The 14931-nt window shown below is 73.2% G+C and carries 12 protein-coding genes; 6 read left to right on the top strand and 6 right to left on the bottom strand.

Annotated features, from left to right (window positions below; genetic code table 11):
• Window positions 1–35: 35 nt before the first annotated feature.
• Window positions 36–2132, bottom strand: coding sequence for a YhgE/Pip family protein (locus OG361_RS10920; RefSeq protein WP_405853145.1), 2097 nt, complete (start codon window positions 2130–2132; stop codon window positions 36–38).
• Window positions 2104–3123 (bottom strand): ATP-binding cassette domain-containing protein, encoded by a 1020-nt coding sequence (locus OG361_RS10915; protein ID WP_405853144.1) that lies wholly within the window; start codon window positions 3121–3123, stop codon window positions 2104–2106. The genes OG361_RS10920 and OG361_RS10915 overlap by 29 nt, the downstream gene beginning before the upstream one ends.
• 164 nt (window positions 3124–3287) lie before the next feature.
• Between OG361_RS10915 and OG361_RS10910 the strand changes: the two genes are divergently transcribed.
• From OG361_RS10910 to OG361_RS10900, 3 genes are all read left to right on the top strand, one after another.
• On the top strand, window positions 3288–3848 hold the full coding sequence (locus tag OG361_RS10910) for an SAV_6107 family HEPN domain-containing protein (protein ID WP_405853143.1): 561 nt from the start codon (window positions 3288–3290) through the stop codon (window positions 3846–3848).
• 67 nt (window positions 3849–3915) lie between these two features.
• The gene (locus OG361_RS10905) at window positions 3916–4704 is read left to right on the top strand and encodes a methyltransferase (protein WP_405853142.1); all 789 of its coding nucleotides are present in this window, start codon (window positions 3916–3918) and stop codon (window positions 4702–4704) included.
• Between the two features lie 272 nt (window positions 4705–4976).
• The gene (locus OG361_RS10900; RefSeq protein WP_405853141.1) at window positions 4977–5381 is read left to right on the top strand and encodes a DUF3040 domain-containing protein; all 405 of its coding nucleotides are present in this window, start codon (window positions 4977–4979) and stop codon (window positions 5379–5381) included.
• 248 nt (window positions 5382–5629) lie between these two features.
• Here OG361_RS10900 and OG361_RS10895 read toward each other — a convergent pair whose 3' ends face one another.
• The 4 genes from OG361_RS10895 to OG361_RS10880 all read right to left on the bottom strand — a co-directional run bounded on the left by OG361_RS10895 (window position 5630) and on the right by OG361_RS10880 (window position 11118).
• Window positions 5630–8056, bottom strand: a complete 2427-nt coding sequence (locus tag OG361_RS10895) for a DUF3488 and DUF4129 domain-containing transglutaminase family protein (protein ID WP_405853140.1) — start codon at window positions 8054–8056, stop codon at window positions 5630–5632.
• A complete protein-coding gene (locus tag OG361_RS10890) occupies window positions 8053–9402 on the bottom strand; it encodes a DUF58 domain-containing protein (RefSeq protein ID WP_405853139.1) in 1350 nt (449 codons plus the stop codon). Before OG361_RS10890 ends, OG361_RS10895 begins: the two co-directional genes overlap by 4 nt.
• On the bottom strand, window positions 9402–10421 hold the full coding sequence (locus tag OG361_RS10885) for an AAA family ATPase (RefSeq protein WP_405853138.1): 1020 nt from the start codon (window positions 10419–10421) through the stop codon (window positions 9402–9404). The genes OG361_RS10890 and OG361_RS10885 overlap by 1 nt, the downstream gene beginning before the upstream one ends.
• Window positions 10422–10578: 157 nt before the next feature.
• Window positions 10579–11118 (bottom strand): beta-class carbonic anhydrase, encoded by a 540-nt coding sequence (locus OG361_RS10880; protein ID WP_405853137.1) that lies wholly within the window; start codon window positions 11116–11118, stop codon window positions 10579–10581.
• A gap of 361 nt (window positions 11119–11479) precedes the next feature.
• Between OG361_RS10880 and rsmH the strand changes: the two genes are divergently transcribed.
• The 3 genes from rsmH to OG361_RS10865 are packed head-to-tail and all read left to right on the top strand — an operon-like array spanning window position 11480 to window position 14929.
• Entirely contained in the window at window positions 11480–12436 is a 957-nt protein-coding gene (gene rsmH, locus OG361_RS10875; RefSeq protein ID WP_405853136.1) for a 16S rRNA (cytosine(1402)-N(4))-methyltransferase RsmH, read from the top strand.
• The gene (locus tag OG361_RS10870; protein ID WP_405853135.1) at window positions 12433–12930 is read left to right on the top strand and encodes a septum formation initiator family protein; all 498 of its coding nucleotides are present in this window, start codon (window positions 12433–12435) and stop codon (window positions 12928–12930) included. The genes rsmH and OG361_RS10870 overlap by 4 nt, the downstream gene beginning before the upstream one ends.
• Before the next feature lie 7 nt (window positions 12931–12937).
• Window positions 12938–14929, top strand: coding sequence for a peptidoglycan D,D-transpeptidase FtsI family protein (locus tag OG361_RS10865; protein WP_405853134.1), 1992 nt, complete (start codon window positions 12938–12940; stop codon window positions 14927–14929).
• Window positions 14930–14931 lie beyond the last annotated feature (2 nt).

Genomic DNA, 14931 nt, shown 5'->3' with positions numbered 1-14931 from the left:
TTCTCACAGGTGTCGCGGGTGTCACCGGCCCGGTCTCACAGGGTCAGCTCGGGGTGGAGGCGGTCGAGCGTCCAGACCTGCCGCTTGCGGGCGGAGACGGCGGTCAGGGCCAGGGCGCCCAGGGTGAACGCGGTCAGCACCGCACAGGCCTCCCAGACGGGCCCGATCCCGCCGCCCGTGATCAGCCGGCGCAGCGCCTCGACCACGTAGGTCATCGGCAGGAAGGGGTGGACGGCGTTGAAGAAGCCCGGGCTGGTCTGGACGGGGTACGTGCCGCCCGCCGAGGTCAGCTGGAGCATCAGCACCGCGAGCACGAGGATCCGGCCGGCCGCGCCGAAGCGGGCGTTGAGCCACTGGATGATCGCGGCGAAGCAGCAGGTCACCAGGGCGAGGAAGCCGACCGTGCCGGCGGCCCTGGTCATCTGGAGGCCGAGGCCCCAGTGCAGGACCGACATGAGGGCCGCGACCTGGAGGATGCCGATCGCCGCCACCGGGAGCCAGCCCGCCAGCGCGATCCGCCAGGCGGAGCCGCCGGCGGCGAGGGCGCGGCGGTTCAGCGGCTGGATGATCATGTACGCGACCATGGCGCCGACCCAGAGGGAGAGCGGGATGAAGTACGGGGCGAAACCCGTGCCGTAGTTCGGCGCCTTGTGCAGGGACTGGGAGGCCAGCTGCACCGGGTCGGCCATGACCTCCGTACGCCGGTCGCGGTCCTTCTCGTCGTAGTCGGGGATCCGGTCGACCCCGTCCTTCAGGCCGGAGGCGAGGGTGCCCGAGCCGTCGGCCAGCTTGAACAGACCGCCGTCGAGGTCGCCCGCGCCCTTCTTGAGCTTGCCGACGCCGGTGTCGAGGTTCACGGAGCCGGTCTTGGCGCCGGTGATGCCGGTGTGCAGCTTCTCCGCGCCGGCGGCGACCTTCTTCGCGCCCGCGTTGAGCTCGTTGATCTTCCGGATGGCGTCCTCGACGTCCTCGTCGAGGTGCGGGGCGCGGCGGGCCAGCTCGTCGGCCTGCGTCGTGAGCTTCACGAGCCGCGCGTCGAGGGTCTTGAGGTCGCCCTTGCTGCCCTTGGTCAGCTCGTGGACGTCGTCCGCGATGGTGGCGACGTCGCCGGCCGTGACCGAGGCCTCCTTGAGCTTGGCGCAGACGGTGGGGAACTCGGCGGCGGCCTCCGGCTTCGCCACGCACTCCTCCTGGTGGGCCTTGGCCAGCCCGTCGTCGGCCACGTGCGCCGCGCTGCGGATCACCGGGGCGCGCTTCACCAGGTCGTCGAGGTTGTGGCGGACCGCGGTGGCGGAGTCCGAGACGAGCCGGGCGGTGTCGCGGATCGACCTGCCGTTGTTCGCCAGGTAGGGGCGGACCTTGTCGGCGTTGCCGTTCACCTTGTCGGCGAGCGACTGCGTGCCGTTCGCGACCTTGCGGGAGCCGCTCTCCAGGTCCTTGGCGCCCTTGTCGAGCTTCTTCAGTCCGGCGGCCAGGTCGCCGCTGCCGGTCTTGGCGTCCTTGAGGCCGTTCGCCAGGTCCTTCGAGCCCTTCTTCGCCTTGTCCACACCCTGCTTGAGGTCGCCCGCGCCCTTGGCGGCCTTCGCGGTGGCGTCGTGGATGTCGGAGAAGGAGATGAAGATCTTGTCGAGGAAGGTGCGCGAGGACTTGGTGGAGGCCGCGGTCCGCACCTCGGAGAAGACCGTCCGGGAGATCTGGCCGACGATGTAGTTGTTGGCGTCGTTCGTACGGACCCGGAGGGCGCCGGTCTCGGGGGAGTCGCCGGAGCTGGAGGCGATGCGCGAGCTGAAGTCGCCGGGCATGGTCAGGGACAGGTAGTACGTCCCGTCCTCGACGCCCTTGCGGGCCTCGGCGTCGCTCACCCGGTGCCACGCGAAGGTGTTGCTCTCCAGGAGCCCCTCGGCGATGTCGTCACCGGCGTTGATCTTCTTGCCGTCGGCGGTGGCGCCCCGGTCCTCGTTGACGAGGGCGACGGGGATCTTGTCGAGCCTGCTGTACGGGTCCCAGAACGAGTACAGGTACAGCGCGCCGTAGAGCAGTGGCAGCAGCAGGATCGCGACGAGCGCGGCGCGCGGCAGCTTTCCCCTGCCGAAGCGCTTCAGCTCAAGCGCGGCCAGTTTCGGCGAGCGCATCGGCCGCCCCCTCCTCGGTGTCGTCTTCGGTGGTGCTGGTGGCGGCGGTGCCGGTGTCTGTGGTGTCTGCGGTGGCGGCCGCGGCGGTCGCGGTTCCGGCGGTCCCGGTTCCGGTCCCGGCCTCGGGCCCGGTGTCCTCGGGCGTGTCCTCGGGCGCGGGTTCCGCGGCGGACTTCGGCTCGGCGGGCACCGCGGACTCCGCGGACTCGGTGGGCCCGGTGCGCTCTGCGGGCTCCTCCGGCTCCTCCGGCTCCTCCGGCTCCTCCGGCTGGTCCGCGGACCCCGTGCCCGCGGTGATCCGCAGGGCGTCCTCCGGGGCCTCGGAGCAGACGGCGAGGACGGTCGTCCCGGCCTCGGCCACCGCGCGCAGCAGCGCCCAGGCCTCGGCCCGGTCGGCGTCCGAGAGCTTCAGGTCCGTGTCGTCCACGGCGAGCAGCCGGGGCCGGCCGACCAGGGCCAGGGCGATCGAGAGCCGCAGCGCTTCGAGCCGCTCCAGGTCCCGTACGGAGGTGCGCTCGCCCTTCGGCAGGGCGGCCAGGTCGAGACCGGCGGCCGCCACGGCCTCGTCGATCCGGGCCCTGGCCGCCGCCGCCCGCTCGGCAGGGCGCCGCAGGAACGCCCGTACCGAACCGTCGAAGCGGCGCTGGAGCAGGGCCCGCTCGCGGAGGTGCTCGGCGACGGTGAAGGCGGGGTCCAGTTCGCTGACGCCGGGCACGTGGCCGAGCGCGCTGATCCGGCGGACGGCGCCCAGCTTGCGGGGCAGTCGTACCCCGCCGACCTCGGCGTGTCCCTCCGTGGCCTTCATACGGCCGGTGAGTGCGAGCAGCAGGCACGTACGGCCCGAGCCGGACGGGCCCTCGATCGCCACCAGCGTGCCCGGCCCGGCACGGAAGGAGACCTTCCGGAAGGCCCAGCCGCGCGGTCCCTTCAGCCCGAAGCCGTCCGCGACGACTGCGGCGCCGTGCGGCTGCTCGTCCGCCTCCGCTCCCATGGGCCCACCCCCCACTTCCCCATTTTTGAACTGACTGGTCAGTGCAAAAGTTACCCCTGGGTAGGCGATCAGGCAAAAGCCCAGGTCAGCCGGATTGTCAGTGGGGCCCTGCACGATGGGCACATACGGCCACAGAGCCGTCACGCGACGACAGGAGGCTCGTCATGGCCAGTCCATCCGCAGCAGCCGCGCCCCGCCGCCGCCCCGGGGGCATCTCCGAAACCGGGGGCCACGAGGGAGGCCGCACCGCCCCCGCGCGGTCCGGACCCGCGTCCGACGTCCACCCCGTCCCCCGCCGCGCGACCGCCCCGCCCGCCGCCCTCGACCTGCTCGCCAAGGCCCGCACCGGCCTCGTCGAGGCCGCCGCCCTCGACCGGCCCCACGAGCGGTACGCCACCGCCCACCTCGCCGCCCTGCGCGCCGCGGCCGCCGTGCTCGCCGCCCGGGGCAGGCCCGAGACCACCCCCCGTCACCGGCAGCGGATAAGGAGCGCCTGGGAGCTGCTGCCCCAGCTCGCACCCGAGCTGACCGAGTGGAGCGCGCTCTTCGCCTCCGGAGCCCAGCGCAGGGCCCGCGCCGAGGCCGGCATCACCAGCGCGGCGAGCCGGCGCGAGGCCGACGACCTGCTCAGGGACGCCGCCCTCTTCCTCCGGCTGGTCGAGAGACTGCTCGTCCTCCAGCCGGTGCTGCCCCGCCAGCCAGGGACGGGAGAGGCCGACGGATGATCCGAAACGCAGGTCCGAGGCCATAGGGTGGGGAGCGTCCGTACCCGTCACCGAGGAGTCAACAGCCGTGCCGGACCCTTCCCCTGTCTTCGGTCGAGAGGCGTCGTCGCGCCCGTCGCGCGCCTCCCTGCGTACCGCCGTCGTCTGGGACGTCCTCAAGGACGCCCTCGACCGCCGGGTCAAGGCCACCGGGAAGGACAGCCTCGATGTCCTCGACACGGGCGGCGGCTCCGGGAACTTCGCGGTGCCGGTGGCGCGCCTCGGTCACCGGGTCACCGTCGTCGACCCCAGCCCCAACGCGCTCTTCGCGCTGGAGCGCCGCGCCGCCGAGGCCGGGGTCGCCGACCGGGTCACCGGTGTCCAGGGAGACGTCCGCGGCCTCTTCGAGGTGGTCGGGCGCGAGGGGTACGACACCGTGCTCTGCCACGGCGTCCTGGAGTACGTCGACGACCCCGCCGAGGGCGTGCGGAACGCGGTCGCCGCGCTCCGCGCCGGCGGCAGTCTCAGCCTCCTCGCCGCCGGGCTCGGCGGCGCCGTCCTGGCCCGCGCCCTCGCCGGGCACTTCACCGAGGCCCGGCACGCGCTCACCGACCCGGCGGGCCGCTGGGGAGCGGGCGACCCCGTACCCCGGCGCTTCACCGCCGAGCAGCTCACCGAGCTGGCCGCGGAGGCCGGACTCGAGGTCGGCTCCGTGCACGGCGTCCGGGTCTTCGCCGACCTGGTTCCGGGCGTCCTCGTCGACACCGAGCCGGGTGCGGCCGAGGCCCTGCTCAAGCTGGAGGCCGCCGCCGCCGAGCTGCCCTCCTTCCACGCCATCGCCACCCAGCTGCACGTTCTCGGCGAGAAGCGCGCCTGACAGCCACCGGCACCCGTCCGCCGGTGCGGGCCGCAGGCGTCGATGGAGTACGCCACAGCCCGCCCGATGAGGGGTTCCGCCCCGTATGATCGGGGGACACCATCCGGCATGACGGAGATGGCGCCGGGGAATCAACGCCTCAGCAACCGAACCGCATGGCGGCCCGGATTGGCTATTCGGCATTGTGGGCGGGTTTCACGGGGGCGATTCCCTGCCTATCCTGAAAGGGCCGCAAACCGGTCGCCCCCGCGACCGACGACTAGGAGGACTCCGTGCCGCTCTCGGAGCACGAGCAGCGAATGCTCGAGCAGATGGAGCGAGCGCTGTACGCCGAAGATCCCAAGTTCGCGACAGCGCTCGAGGGAAGCGGACTGCGTACGTACACCCGACGACGGGTTTACCAGGCAGTCGCCGGCTTCCTGGTGGGTATCGCGCTCCTCATGGCCGGAATGGTCGCACAGCAGATCTGGATCAGCGTGGTGGGATTCCTCGTCATGCTGGGCTGCGCGGTCCTGGCGGTCACCGGATGGCGCAAGGCGCCCAAGCCGGGTGAGCAGCAGGCCGCGGGTGGGACGGCGGCCAGTGGCCGCCAGACCCGGCAGCGACGCTCCACCATGAACCGCATCGAGGAGCGGTGGCAGCGCCGCCGCGACGAACAACAGGGCGGCGGCCACTGACGGCCCCCTGAGCGGCAGCCCCGCACCCTTGCACGACCGAGCCCCGCAGGCCCGCGCCCAGAAGCGCGACGCCCTGCGGGGCTCGGTCGTGTGCCCACCCGCCCCGCCGAGCGGACGATCGGCCACCGGCCGACGGGGCGGGCAGGGCGGGCAAGGCGCGTAAGGCGCGTAAGGCGCGTAAGGCGGGGAAGGCGCAAGGGCGGGCAAGGCGGGGCCGGGGACTCGGACGAGCCCCCGGCCCTGGTGTCCTAGCCGGCCTCGCGGGACGTGCGGCGGAACGGGGTCGTCACGCGAGAGACCAGCGTGTGCCGCCGCAGCGACCACGCCGTCGTCACGGACGACCAGCGCTCCGAGGCCGCCCAGCGGAGACGGACGGCCGAACGCGGGGCCAGACGGGCGCGAAGGCGGGCCTTGCGGCCGGCGCTCGCGTGGAATCCCGCCCGGATCCGGACGGCCTCCTCGGCGAGACCCGTGGCAGGCCGGGGCCGGGGCGAGTAGAGCACCTCCTCCACCGCACCGGCCACCCGGTGCACCGCGTCCGCCGGTTCGCCCCGCAGCTCACCCAGCCGGACGATCCGCGCCGCCGTCTTTCTCGGCGTCCGCGACTCGTCCGGCTCGACCCCGTAGTCCCAGGCCGTGTCGTTGATCTCCTGCCAGACCGCGAGCGTCCGCGCCGCCAGGTCCTCGGGGGCGCGAGCGCCGTCCGAGCCGAGCCGCCGGCCCCGCACCCGGGTCCGCCAGAGCATCGGAAGGAACGGCAGGGCGAGCACCACGAGCACACCCAGGGAGATCAGCACCACCTTGAGCGGATCCGGACCGGAACCGTCCGACTCCGCACCGGCCACCGCCGCGTCCGGACCGCAGTCGCCGAGCCTCCGCATCTGCGGCGTGCAGCTCTCCGAGGCGCTCGGCGCGGCGGACGGCTGCGCCGAGGCGCTCTGCTGGGGCTGCGCGGGACCGGTGGCCGTACCCGAGGGCGTGTTCGTCCGGGTGTACGCCGGGGTGGAGCCCCGCGACGGAGTGGGCTCGAACCGGGTCCAGCCCGCACCCTCGAAGTACAGCTCGGGCCAGGCGTGCGCGTCCCGGATGCCCACCGAGACGGAGCCGTCGGTCTGCGTCGTGCCCGGCATGAAGCCGACGGCCACCCGCGCGGGGATGCCGAGCGAGCGGGCCATCGCCGCCATGGAGAAGGAGAAGTGGACGCAGAAGCCCTCCTTTTCCTTCAAGAAGCGTGAGATCGCCTGCGCCCCGGTGCCGGACCCCACCTCGACGTCGTAGCGGAAGCCGCCGTCCTCGGCGAACCAGTCCTGGAGCTTCACCGCCCGCTCGTAGTCGTTGCGCGCGCCCTTCGTCACGTCGAGCGCCGTCGCCCTCACGTCGGCGGGCAGGGACTCGGGGACCTTGGTGTACTCCGCGCGAAGCTTCTCCGGGGCGGGACCGGCCGCCGCCAGCTGCGCGGACGAGGGCTGAACGTCCAGGCTGGAGACCTGGTAGCGGGCGCCGCGGGTCGTCTGGTCGTTGTCGCCGACGATCATCCGGCCGGCCGGCTCGAACCGCCAGCTGCCGCCGATGTCGACCCGGCCGGCCGGGTACGGCATGGGCAGCCACTTCTGCTCGTACGCGTCGGAGGCGACGAAGTTGCTGGTCACCTCGGTGATCCGGACGCTCTGGGCGAGCCCCTGGGGCCACGGCAGCTGCTTGGGCACGTCCTCGATCGGGCGGACCGAGGACTTCCACGAGGCGCCGTCGAACTGGTCGAGGGCGACGAGCCGCAGGTACAGGCCGCTGGTGTCGCGGGCGTTGGTCCGGTAGCGCAGGACCTCCCGATCCTCCGGCTGGCGCAGATTCTCCTGGAGCGAGACCAGCGGGTTGACGGCCGAGACGGTGCCGCCCTTGCCGCCCCCGGCACCCCCCGCGCCGCCGCTGCCGCCGAACAGACCGCCGGAGAGACCCGGCAGCGCGAGCGGCACCACCATGGCGACGCCCATGGCGACGACGCCGATCCGGCGGCCGGTGCGGACCGGGGCGAAGGCGGGACCGCCACTCGCTACCGAGGAGCCGGGCCGGCCCGAACGCTGCGCGCCGCCGAAGACCCGCCCCCACTGGGAGAGCCGGTCACGGCCCTCCGCGAGGAGCAGCAGCAGATAGCCGGAGGCCGCGAGGAGGAACCAGAGCCAGCCCGCCCCGCCGCCGGAGAGCCCGGCGGCCACCGAGTACAGCGCGAGCAGCGGAAGACCGGCCGGGGCCGCCCTGCGGAAGGTGACCGCGAGCGCGTCCACCAGGAGCCCGATCGCGACCACGCCACCGACGAGCATGAGCCGGATGCCCGCGGTGTCCGGCGCGGGGATCGCGTACCGGCCGACGTCCTCGACGCCCGCCCGGAACAGCTCGGAGGTGTACGCGAGGGCCTGCGGGCCGGGGATCAGCCAGAGGATCGCCTGCTCGCGGGCGAAGAACAGGGTCAGCGCGAGCAGCACGACGACCGCCTGGGCGAGCAGCGTCAGCGGCCGGGCCAGCGGCACCCGCCGGGCCAGCGTGCCCACGCCGCTCACCAGGGCGAGGACGAAGGCCGCCGTGAAGATCCAGGTCGCCGGCTTCACCAGCGGGAGCAGCGCTCCGGCCGCCATCAGGGTGGCGCCCCAGGCGGCGAGGGTCAGCCGCGCGCGGCCGCTCATGACCAACCTCCGTAGGTGTCGGCGGCGGATTCCGCACGGGCTCCGGCCGCCTGCTGCCACAGGTCGGCGACCTTGGCGCCGGCCGGCACGGCCAGCGCCGTCCACCCCGCCTCGCGCAGCTGCCGTACGCGGTCCTCGACAGCCCCGGCGACCGCGCCGCCGGTCAGCCAGGTGCCCGAGTCCAGGACGAAGGCGACGGCCGCGCCGGTCCGCCCGCGCATCCGGGCGGTGAGGGCGGTCTGCTCCTCGTCGAGGTCGCCGAGGAAGGCGATGAGCAGGCCTTCGTTGCCGCCGCGCAGCACGTCGGAGGCGCGGGAGAGCCCGGCCCCCTCGGAGTGGTCGACGATCGCGAGGGTGTCCATCATCAGACCGGCCGTGTCGGCCGAGTCCTGCGCCGATCCGGCGAAGCCGTCGGAGCCCTCGCCGGGCACCGCGCTGCCGGTGTCGGTGAGCAGCCGGACCGCGTAGCCGCGCTCCAGCATGTGCACCAGGGAGGAGGCGGCGCCGGAGACCGCCCACTCGAAGGCGGAGTCGGGGCCGGTGCCCTGGTAGGCGACCCGGCGGGTGTCGAGGAGCACGGTGCAGCGGGCCCGCTGCGGCTGCTCCTCGCGGCGGACCATCAGCTCGCCGTAGCGGGCGGTGGAGCGCCAGTGCACCCGGCGCAGGTCGTCGCCGTGGCGGTAGGTGCGCGGGATGACGTCGTCGTCGCCGGCGAGCGCGAGGGAGCGCTGGTGCCCGTCGCCGTACCCCGTGGCCTCGCCGGCGAGCTTCACCGCAGGCAGCGCCTCGGTGCGCGGAACGACGGTGAGGGTGTCGTACGCGCTGAAGGCGCGGGTCAGCTCGCACATCCCGAAGGGGTCGTTGAGCCGCAGCTGGAGCGGGCCGAGCGGGAAGCGTCCGCGCAGGTCGGAGCGGACCCGGTAGGACACCTCGCGCCGGCCGCCCGCCTCGACCCGGTCGAGGACGAAGCGGGGGCGGGGCCCCAGCATGTACGGCACGTGGTCCTGGAGCATGAGGAGACCGGTGGGGAGCTTGGAGACGTTCTCCATCCGCAGCTGGACCCGGGCCTCGGCGCCCGCCTCCACCCGCTGCGGGGTGAGGCGGCGGGAGGCCGCGACCCGGTAGCGGGTGCGGTGCAGTACGAGGACGCAGATCAGCGGCAGGGCGGCGAGCAGCAGCCCGACGCGCAGCAGATCGGCCTGGCCGAGGACGTACGCGCAGACGGCGGCGGCCACCCCGGCGGCGAGGAAGGAGCGGCCGCGGGTGGTGAGACCGCCGAAGGCGGCCCGCAGACCGCCCCGGTCGTCGTCGCCCCGCTGCCCGTCCGGCACGGCAGCGGTCGTCATCACAGCCGCCGGCCGCCGGGCTGCTGCTGGCCGTAGAGCGGTCCGGCGGGCGGGGCCGTGGCCGGGACGGGGGTGCGCTGCAGGATGTCCTGGACGACCTGCTCGGCGGTGCGCCGGTTCAGCTGGGCCTGTGCCGTCGGCAGCAGCCGGTGGGCGAGGACCGGCGCGGCGAGGGCCTGGAGGTCGTCGGGGAGCACGTACTCGCGGCCGCTGAGCGCGGCGGAGGCCTTGGCGGCCCGCAGCAGGTGGAGCGTGGCCCGGGGGGAGGCGCCGAGCCGCAGGTCGGCGTGGGTGCGGGTGGCGGCGACGATGTCGACCGCGTACCGGCGGACGGCGTCGGCGACGTGGACCGCGCGCACCGCCTCGATCAGCTTCACGATGTCGTGGGCGTGGGCGACCGGCTGGAGGTCGTCCAGCGGGGAGACCGAGCCGTGCACGTCGAGCATCTGGAGCTCGGCCTCGGCGCTCGGGTAGCCGATGGAGACCCGGGCCATGAAGCGGTCGCGCTGGGCCTCGGGCAGCGGGTAGGTGCCCTCCATCTCGACCGGGTTCTGCGTGGCGACGACCATGAACGGGCTGGGCAGCTCGTAGGTCTGGCCGTCGACCGTGACCTGCCGCTCCTCCATGGACTCCAGGAGCGCGGACTGGGTCTTCGGCGAGGCGCGGTTGATCTCGTCGCCGATCACGATCTGGGCGAAGATCGCGCCCGGCTTGAACTCGAAGTCCCGCCGCTGCTGGTCGAAGATCGACACGCCCGTGATGTCCGAGGGCAGCAGGTCGGGGGTGAACTGGATGCGGCGCACCGAGCAGTCGATGGACCGCGCCAGCGTCTTGGCGAGCATGGTCTTGCCGACGCCGGGGACATCCTCGATGAGGAGGTGTCCCTCGGCGAGCAGCACGGTCAGCGAAAGCCGTACGACCTCGGGCTTGCCCTCGATCACACCCTCCACCGACCTGCGGACACGCTCCACGGTGGTGGTCAGATCAGTGAGGCTCGCTCGATCGTCATAGGTCGTCACCCGGCCCTCCTCGGCCTTCCGGAACAGGGACACCTGCCCCCGCTGAATGTTTCGGGGGGTGTCACCCGAGCATTCTTGTTGCCGGGGCCGGTCGTGTCACTCGCCTGTGGACAAGTGCGGGTGACATGCCAGGGTTTGATCCGTTATGCCGGGTCGACTACGCCGGGTCGATCTCGCGGAGCAGGCCCGTCGTCACGTCGAACACGAAGCCCCGGACGTCGTCCGCGTGCAGCAGGAAGGGGGAGGTCCGCACCCGCTGCATCGACTGGCGGACGTCCTGGTCCACGTCACGGAAGGCCTCGACCGCCCAGGCCGGCCGCTGGCCGACCTCGTCCTCCAGCTCGTGCCGGAAGTCCTCGGTGAGCGATTCGAGACCGCAGCCCGTGTGGTGGACCAGCATCACGCTGCGCGTGCCGAGGGCGCGCTGGCTGATCGTGAGGGACCGGATCACGTCGTCGGTCACGACGCCACCCGCGTTGCGGATGGTGTGGCAGTCGCCGAGTTCGAGGCCCAGGGCCGCGTGCAGGTCGAGACGGGCGTCCATACAGGCGACGACGGCGACGCGCAGCACGGGCCGCGCGTCCATTCCCGGGTCGGTGAAGTCGGCGGCGTAGCGCTCGTTCGCCTGGACGAGACGGTCGGTGACCGTGCCTGCGGCGGGTATGGCGTCGGCAGAAGGGTGCGCGGAGGTCGACATGGTTCCGACGTTAACGGTCACAGGGTCGCCGGGCCCGCTGTGAGAGCGGACAAAGAACGTCAATGAGCCTTGTTGTGAGCTAACCCACAGGTGTGAGGGGCCTGGCCCCCGAACGAGTGAGCCGTCCGGAATGTCCGCCCGGTCCGCCGGCTCCGTGCGACGCGCCAGCCGGTTGATTGACCGTCGGGTCCCGTGGACTAAAGTGACGCGAAGTTCACGGAGACATCGAGCGATTTCCGCGGTTTCTCCCCCGTGTGTGCGGCGGTACCTACGGCTCGGCCTCCTCCCCGCTCGCGCGGTGGACTGAGGCGGGGCGGGAGCCCGGCGGTACGTACCACCGCGCCGGATCTGAGAGGGCGCATTGAGCAACGACCGACACGTCCCGGTGATGCTCCAGCGGTGCCTGGACATGTTGGCCCCCGCACTGGAGCGCCCCGGCGCGGTCGTCGTCGACTGCACCCTGGGCCTCGGCGGACACAGTGAGGCCCTGCTCCGGCGCTTCCCCGAGGCGCGGCTCGTCGCCCTCGACCGGGACAAGGAGGCGCTCCGGCTCTCCGGCGAGCGCCTCGCCCCCTACGGGGAGCGCGCCACGCTCGTCCACGCGGTCTACGACGAACTGCCCGAGGTCCTCGACCGGCTCGGCATCCCCACGGTGGACGGCGTCCTCTTCGACCTGGGCGTCTCCTCCATGCAGCTGGACGAGGCCGACCGCGGCTTCGCCTACGCCCAGGACGCCCCGCTCGACATGCGCATGGACCAGACGACCGGCATCAGCGCCGCCGAGGTCCTCAACACCTACGCGCCCGGCGAGCTGGTCCGCATCCTCCGCGCCTACGGCGAGGAGAAGCAGGCCAAGCGCATCGTCTCCGCGGTCGTGCGCGAGCGGGAGAAGGAACCCTTCAGCAACAGCGCCCGGCTCGTCGAGCTCATCCGCGACTCCCTGCCCCAGGCGGCCAAGCGCACCGGCGGCAACCCGGCCAAGCGGACCTTCCAGGCCCTGCGCATCGAGGTCAACGGCGAGCTCACGGTCCTGGAGCGGGCGATCCCGGCGGCGGTGAAGGCCCTCGCCGTCGGCGGCCGGATCGCCGTCCTCTCGTACCACTCCCTGGAAGACCGGCTGGTCAAGCAGGTCTTCGCGGCCGGCGCCGCGACCACCGCCCCGCCCGGACTCCCGGTGGTCCCCGAGAAGTACCAGCCGCGCCTGCAGCTGCTGACCCGGGGCGCCGAGCTCCCCACCGAGGAAGAGGTCGCCGAGAACCGGCGCGCCGCTCCCGCCCGGCTCCGCGGCGCGCAGCGCATCCGGGAGGACGTGCTGTGAGCACGGCGAAGGGGCCGCTCAAAGGGCGGGCCGCGCGACTCGGACGGCTCATGCCGTCGGGGCCGAGCTCGGCCGCCCGCACCCCCTTCGTCCTGCTCGTCTTCGTGCTCCTCGGCGGCGGGCTCATCACCCTGCTCCTGCTGAACTCGGCCCTCAACCAGGGCTCCTTCAAGCTGCGCGAGCTTGAGGAGCGGACCACCGAGCTCACCGACGAGGAGCAGGCCCTCCAGCGGGACGTGGACGACTACGCGGCCCCCGACGCCCTGGAGCGGCGGGCCCGCGAGCTCGGCATGGTCCCGGGCGGCAGCCCCGCCTTCCTCGGCCCGGACGGCAAGGTGCTCGGCGTGCCCTCCGCCGCGGTCTCCCCGAAGCCCAGCCCCACCCCGACCGCGAGGACCACCGCGCCGCCCGCGAGCACCGGCGCGACGAACGCCACCACCACCGCCCCGAAGAAGACCGAGACCGAGACCGCCCCGACGACCTCCGGCAGGTGACCGAGCAGTGCCCCCCAAGGAGCCCCCGCGCCGCCGCGTCCCCGGACCCGCCGGGTCCGCGCGCCCCCGGCCCGCCTCCACCGGAGCCCGCCCGCCCCGTCCCGCCCCGCGCCCCGCGCCACGCCCGGCCGCGAAGCGCCCCGCGCCGAGGCCCCCGGCCCGGCAGCCCCGCACCATCCGGCTCGGCAGCCCCCGGCCCCGGCTCCGGCTCATCTCCCTCGGCCTGACCCTCGTCATGCTGGTCTTCGTGGTCCGGCTGCTCCAGGTCCAGGCCGTCGACGCCAGCGCGTACGCCGCCAAGGCCGACAAGTACCGCTTCCAGGAGTACACGCTCTCCGCCGAGCGGGGCGAGATCACCGACCGCAACGGCATCGCGCTCGCCGCCAGCGTCGACGCGTACGACATCACCGCCGACCCGAAGCTCTTCACGCCCGCGGAGTCCAAGGTCCCCGACGCCCCCGAGCAGGCCGCCGCGCTCCTCGCCCCGATCCTGGGCAAGGAGCCCGCCGAGCTCGCGAAGAAGCTCCGCACCCCCAAGTCCCGCTACACCCTGCTCGCCCGCAAGCAGACCCCGCAGGTCTGGAACCAGATCAAGGACCTCAGGAAGGTCTACGGGGAGAAGGCCCGCGCCACGGGCGGCAACGGCGTCAACCTGCTCGGCGGGGTCCTCAGCGAGCCGAGCACCAAGCGCGTGTACCCGAACGGCGAGCTCGCCGCCGGGATACTGGGATACGTCAACGCCGAGGGCCGGGGCGCAGGCGGCGTGGAGTCCATGCTCGACCCGGAGCTCGCCGGCCAGGACGGCAAGGTCCGCTTCACCGAGTCCGGCGGCCGCCAGGTCCCCACCGCCGGCTCCCAGGGCACTCCGGCCGTCCCCGGCTCCGACATCGAGCTCACCATCGACCGGGACATCCAGTGGGCCGCCCAGCAGGCCATCACCGAGCAGGTGAGGAAGTCCAAGGCCGACCGCGGGTACGTCGTCGTGCAGAACACGAGGACGGGCGAGGTCCTCGCCATGGCCAACGCCCCCGGCTTTGACCCCAACGACCTCTCCGCCGCCAACGCCGCCTCCATGGGCAACGCCGCCCTCCAGGACGCCTACGAGCCCGGCTCCACCAGCAAGGTCATGTCCATGGCCGCCGTCCTGGAGGAGGGCAAGGCGACCCCCCAGACCCATGTCACCGTCCCCAACCGGCTCCACCGCGGCGACCGGCTCTTCAAGGACGACGTCGACCACAAGACCTGGTACCTGACCCTCAACGGCGTCCTCGCCAAGTCCAGCAACATCGGCACCATCCTCGCCACCGGCCAGCTCGGCTCCACCCAGGCCGAGTCCAACCGGGTCCTCAACTCCTACCTGCGCAAGTTCGGCATCGGCAGCCCCACCGGACTCGACTACCCGGGGGAGACCCCGGGCATCCTCGCCAAGCCCGAGGACTGGTCGACCTCGCAGCAGTACACGATCCCCTTCGGCCAGGGCCTCTCCGTCAGCGCGATGCAGGCCGCCTCGGTCTACTCGACCATCGCCAACGGAGGCGTACGCGTCGAACCGACCCTCGTCCGCGGCACCAAGGGACCCGACGGCCGCTTCACCCCGGCGCCCGCGGCCAAGGAGAGCCGGGTCGTCAGCGAGAAGACCGCCGACACCCTCGCCAAGATGCTGGAGTCCGTCGTCGACGACCGGGAAGGCACCGGCACCCGCGCCGCCATCCCCGGCTACCGCGTCGCGGGCAAGACCGGCACCGCCAACCGCGTCGACCCCGAGCTCGGCCGCTACAAGGGATACACCGCGTCCTTCGCCGGCTTCGCCCCCGCCGACGACCCGCAGATCACCGTCTACTGCGCCATCCAGAACCCCACCAAGGGCAGCTACTTCGGCGGCCAGATCTGTGGCCCCATCTACAAGAAGGTCATGGAGTTCGCCCTCAAGACCCTGCACGTCGCCCCCACGGGCAGCGAACCGGCCCGACTGCCGGTCACCTTCGACCCCACCCCGTGACA

Origin of the sequence: Streptomyces sp. NBC_00090 (genome assembly GCF_045160815.1) — a bacterium.
GTDB lineage: Bacteria > Actinomycetota > Actinomycetes > Streptomycetales > Streptomycetaceae > Streptomyces.
The sequence above is the reverse complement of the archived record's forward strand: the minus strand, read 5'-3'. Positions and strand labels throughout refer to the sequence as shown.